Origin of the sequence: Serratia sp. MF1(2023), assembly GCF_030954545.1 — a bacterium.
GTDB classification, from domain to species: Bacteria; Pseudomonadota; Gammaproteobacteria; order Enterobacterales; family Enterobacteriaceae; genus Serratia; species Serratia sarumanii.
In genome coordinates, this window is sequence record NZ_JAVHUX010000010.1 from 1 (window position 1) to 4,919 (window position 4,919).

At 58.1% G+C, this 4,919-nt stretch carries 2 protein-coding genes and 1 pseudogene; all 3 read left to right on the forward strand.

Going from position 1 to position 4,919, the window contains the following annotated elements; translation table 11 throughout:
* Positions 1 to 359 (forward strand): annotated as a pseudogene (locus tag REA38_RS06270) (IS4 family transposase); the annotation flags it as partial.
* 342 nt (positions 360 to 701) lie between these two features.
* Positions 702 to 1,676: an HTH-type transcriptional regulator CysB gene (gene cysB, locus REA38_RS06275; protein WP_033634747.1), complete on the forward strand. Its 975-nt coding sequence runs from the start codon at positions 702 to 704 to the stop codon at positions 1,674 to 1,676.
* 407 nt (positions 1,677 to 2,083) lie between these two features.
* Positions 2,084 to 4,756 (forward strand): aconitate hydratase AcnA, encoded by a 2,673-nt coding sequence (gene acnA, locus REA38_RS06280; RefSeq protein WP_033634746.1) that lies wholly within the window; start codon positions 2,084 to 2,086, stop codon positions 4,754 to 4,756.
* The last annotated feature ends 163 nt before the right edge of the window (positions 4,757 to 4,919 follow it).

Here is a 4,919-nt window from a genome sequence, read left to right on the forward strand (position 1 = left end):
GGATGCTGGACAGTCGTTGGACGCTAAGAAGCCGGTTGCCGGACCTGGTGAGACAGGAACTGTGGGGGATCCTACTGACATACAACCTGGTGAGGTATCAGATGGTCAACATGGCGAGCCATCTGAAAGGCGATTACCTGCCTTATCAACTGAGTTTTAGTGGTGCGCTAAGCGAAATCACGCGGCTGTTAATCACGTTACCCTGGTGCTCCCCGGGCAAGATGCCGGGAGAGCTCAGAACGTTGTATGAACAGGCAAAATGGCTGGTGTTGCCAGGTCGCAGAGAGCGAAGTTATCCGAGAGAGCTCAGAGCCAGAAGCAGGAAATATCCAGATAAAAAAGTTGCTGGCCACCCTTAAGTGACCAGCATTAAGCCCTGGCGGCTGGTTTTTTATTGGTGAAAAGGGGGAAACGGATCTATCCTTTGCTGTTTTTACCCCTCCGTCACCGCCGTTTCACGTTGATACCAATGCAAAATAATCGTTATCATAGTGTGACGCGGATCTATACTTGAAGCTGCAACGTGGTATAGTGGTTATATAAAAAGTTTTTTTATTATTAAAGCTTATTAACAACGGCGTTTTCTTCACCATCAGGGTAAAACACGGTGTTTATGGCTTGTGAGTTTCAGCATACCGGGGCGACACCGATATACCTGGCTGCGGGTAAGCCGCAGTGTTTAACCTAGGATGGTATAAGATATGAAATTGCAGCAGCTTCGTTACATTGTGGAAGTGGTTAACCACAACCTGAATGTCTCCTCGACGGCAGAAGGGCTCTATACCTCGCAACCCGGCATCAGTAAGCAGGTGCGCATGCTCGAAGATGAGCTGGGCATCCAGATCTTCGCCCGCAGCGGCAAACACCTGACCCAGGTCACCCCGGCCGGCCAGGAAATCATTCGCATCGCGCGTGAAGTGCTGTCCAAGGTGGATGCCATCAAAGCTGTTGCCGGTGAACATACTTACCCGGACAAAGGCTCGCTGTACGTCGCCACCACGCATACCCAGGCTCGCTACGCCTTGCCCAACGTCATCAAGGGCTTTATCGAGCGTTACCCGCGCGTCTCGCTGCACATGCACCAGGGCTCGCCGACGCAGATCGCCGAAGCGGTCTCCAAAGGCACCGCCGATTTCGCCATCGCCACCGAAGCGCTGCACCTGTACGACGATCTCATCATGCTGCCGTGCTACCACTGGAACCGCGCGGTGGTGGTGAAGCCCGATCATCCTTTGGCGGGCAAAAGCAGCATCAGCATTGAAGAGCTGGCGGCTTACCCGATCGTCACTTACACCTTCGGCTTTACCGGCCGCTCGGAGCTGGATACCGCTTTCAACCGCGCCGGCCTGACGCCGCGCATCGTCTTTACCGCCACCGACGCCGACGTGATCAAAACCTATGTGCGTCTGGGATTGGGGGTGGGGGTGATCGCCAGCATGGCGGTGGATCCGGTGCAGGATCCGGATCTGGTGACGGTGGATGCAAGTGATATCTTCACCTACAGCACCACTAAAATCGGCTTCCGCCGCAGCACCTTCCTGCGCAGCTACATGTACGACTTCATTCAGCGCTTCGCGCCGCACCTGACGCGTGACGTGGTCGACAGCGCGGTGGCGCTGCGTTCCAACGAAGAGATCGAGGCGATGTTCAAGGACATCAAGCTGCCGATTAAGTAATCGTTGACGATATCAAATCAAACCCGGAGAGGCGCCTGCCAAACCGGGTTTTTTTAGCCCGGAAATCCGCACCTTGCTTGTTGATCATCCTGAAAAGTCGCCGTCCTCCAGGAACACTCTCTATCAGGCATCTGACTTTCATATCCTTCGGGATGTGCTGCTAAGGCGTAGCTAACCCCCGCTAAAGCCGCGAGGTTTTCCTCGCCAAAGCGCCGCCTGGTTGCAGCGTTTTCGTTGGCGCGCAGCCTAACCCCTTGGCGGCGTTCGGACTTCCTTTGCGCTGATTGTTCCCGCCTATCGTTGTGATCAAATCGTGTTGTTATCAAAACGTTAACTTATCTTTGTGGTATCTTTAAACAAGACCTCAGTGATTACCCTGTTTTATCACAATAAGAAATGGAGGAGCTATGTCGTCCGATCTTCGTGAAACAAGTATGGATAAGCTGGTTGCGCTGAATAGCGAATATTACTATTACAGTCTGCCGCTGGCGGCGAAGCAGCTGGGTGATATCGACCGGTTGCCTAAATCAATGAAAGTGCTGTTGGAGAACCTGCTGCGCCATGTGGATGGCGATACCGTGCAGGTTGACGACCTCAAGGCCATCGTCGCCTGGCTGCAAACCGGCCATGCCGACCGTGAGATAGCCTACCGTCCGGCGCGCGTGCTGATGCAGGATTTTACCGGCGTTCCGGCGGTGGTGGATCTGGCCGCGATGCGCGAAGCGGTGCGGCGGTTGGGGGGCAACGTCGATCAGGTGAACCCGCTGTCGCCGGTGGATCTGGTGATTGACCACTCGGTCACCGTCGATGAATTTGGCGATGACAACGCCTTTGAAGACAACGTGCGTATCGAAATGCAGCGCAACCACGAGCGCTACACCTTCCTGCGCTGGGGGCAGAAAGCCTTCAACCGCTTCCGCGTGGTGCCGCCGGGCACCGGCATCTGTCACCAGGTCAACCTTGAATACCTTGGCCAAACGGTCTGGCACAGCGACGAAAGCGGCCGCCGCGTGGCTTATCCCGATACGCTGGTGGGCACCGACTCCCACACCACAATGATCAACGGCCTCGGCATCCTCGGCTGGGGCGTCGGCGGCATCGAAGCGGAAGCGGCGATGCTGGGCCAGCCGGTGTCGATGTTGATCCCCGACGTGGTCGGCTTCAAGCTGACCGGCAAGCTGCGCGAGGGCATTACCGCCACTGACCTGGTGCTGACCGTCACCCAAATGCTGCGCAAGCATGGCGTTGTCGGCAAGTTCGTCGAGTTTTACGGCGATGGCCTGGCCGATCTGCCGCTGGCGGACCGGGCAACTATCGCCAACATGTCGCCGGAATTTGGCGCCACCTGCGGCTTCTTCCCGGTGGATGACGTTACGCTCGGCTACATGAAGCTCAGCGGCCGCAGCGCAGAACAAATCGCGCTGGTGGAAGCTTACGCCAAGGCGCAGGGCATGTGGCGCAACCCCGGTGATGAACCGGTCTTCACCAGCTCGCTGGCGCTGGACATGTCGACGGTGGAAGCCAGCCTCGCCGGGCCGAAACGCCCGCAGGATCGCGTTGCGCTGCCAAATGTGCCGCAGGCGTTCAAGGCCGCCACCGAGCTGGATATCGGCGGTCAAAAGGCCAAAGCCGACAGCAAAACCTTTACGCTGGACGGGCAGCAGCACGAACTGCGCGACGGCGCGGTGGTGATCGCGGCGATCACCTCCTGCACCAACACCTCCAACCCGAGCGTGATGATGGCGGCCGGCCTGCTGGCGAAAAATGCTGTCAAGAAAGGGCTGCGCAGCAAGCCCTGGGTAAAAACCTCGCTGGCGCCGGGATCCAAAGTGGTGACCGACTACTTCGACAGCGCCAAACTCACCGCCTATCTGGAAGAGCTGGGGTTTAATCTGGTGGGCTATGGCTGTACCACCTGCATCGGTAACTCCGGCCCGCTGCCGGATCCGATCGAGCAGGCGATAAAAGAGGGCGATCTGACCGTGGGCGCGGTGCTGTCGGGCAACCGCAACTTCGAAGGGCGCATCCACCCGCTGGTGAAAACCAACTGGCTGGCCTCGCCGCCGCTGGTGGTGGCTTATGCGCTGGCGGGCAGCATGAAGATTGACCTGACCAAAGAGCCGCTGGGCGAGGGCAACGACGGTCAACCGGTCTATTTGAAGGACATCTGGCCGAGCAGCCAGGACATCGCTCAGGCGGTGGAAGAAGTGCGCACCGAGATGTTCCACAAGGAATATGGCGAAGTGTTCGACGGCGACGCTAACTGGCAGGCGATCCAGGTGACCGGCTCGGCGACCTATCAGTGGCAGGAGGATTCTACTTATATCCGCCATCCGCCGTTCTTCAGCACCATGAAGGTGACGCCGGATCCGGTGCAGGACATCAAAGACGCGCGCATTCTGGCGATTCTGGCCGACTCGGTGACCACTGACCACATCTCGCCGGCGGGCAACATCAAGCGCGACAGCCCGGCGGGGCGTTACCTGAGCGAGCACGGCGTGGCGCCGCAGGATTTCAACTCTTACGGCTCGCGCCGCGGCAACCACGAAGTGATGATGCGCGGCACCTTCGCCAATATCCGCATTCGCAACGAAATGGTGCCGGGTGTGGAAGGGGGCTATACCCGCCATATCCCGTCGCAGCAGCAGCTGTCTATCTACGACGCCGCCATGCAGTATCAGCAGGAAAAGGTGCCGCTGGCGGTGATCGCCGGTAAAGAATACGGTTCCGGATCCAGCCGCGACTGGGCGGCGAAGGGGCCGCGCCTGCTGGGCGTGCGGGTGGTGATCGCCGAATCCTTCGAGCGCATTCACCGCTCCAACCTGATCGGCATGGGGATTTTGCCGCTGGAGTTCCCGCAAGGGGTGACGCGCAAAACCCTGGGGCTGACCGGGGATGAGCAGATCAGCGTCGGCGGCCTGCAGCAGCTGCAGCCGGGCCAGACGGTGCCGGTGCACATCACCTATGCCGACGGGCGCAAGGAAGTGATCGACACCCGTTGCCGCATCGATACCGGCAATGAGCTGACCTATTACGAAAACGACGGCATCCTGCATTATGTGATCAGGAAAATGCTGTAATTAAGCAATAAAAAGGGCGCCGCATGAACTGCACCCCAAATGTTGGACACATCTGACATTTGGAGGTGCAGTTCTATGAAGTTTTCGCTGCAAGACAAACTCAGTGCCGTCCGGCATTACCTTGCCGGGCTTGGCAGCCAGCGGCAAACCGCCAGAAAGTTCT

Coding starts and splice junctions, on each gene's coding strand:
- acnA (WP_033634746.1), top strand. CDS start 2,084: ATGTCGTCCGATCTTCGTGAAACAAGTATGGATAAGCTGGTTGCGCTG.
- cysB (WP_033634747.1), top strand. CDS start 702: ATGAAATTGCAGCAGCTTCGTTACATTGTGGAAGTGGTTAACCACAAC.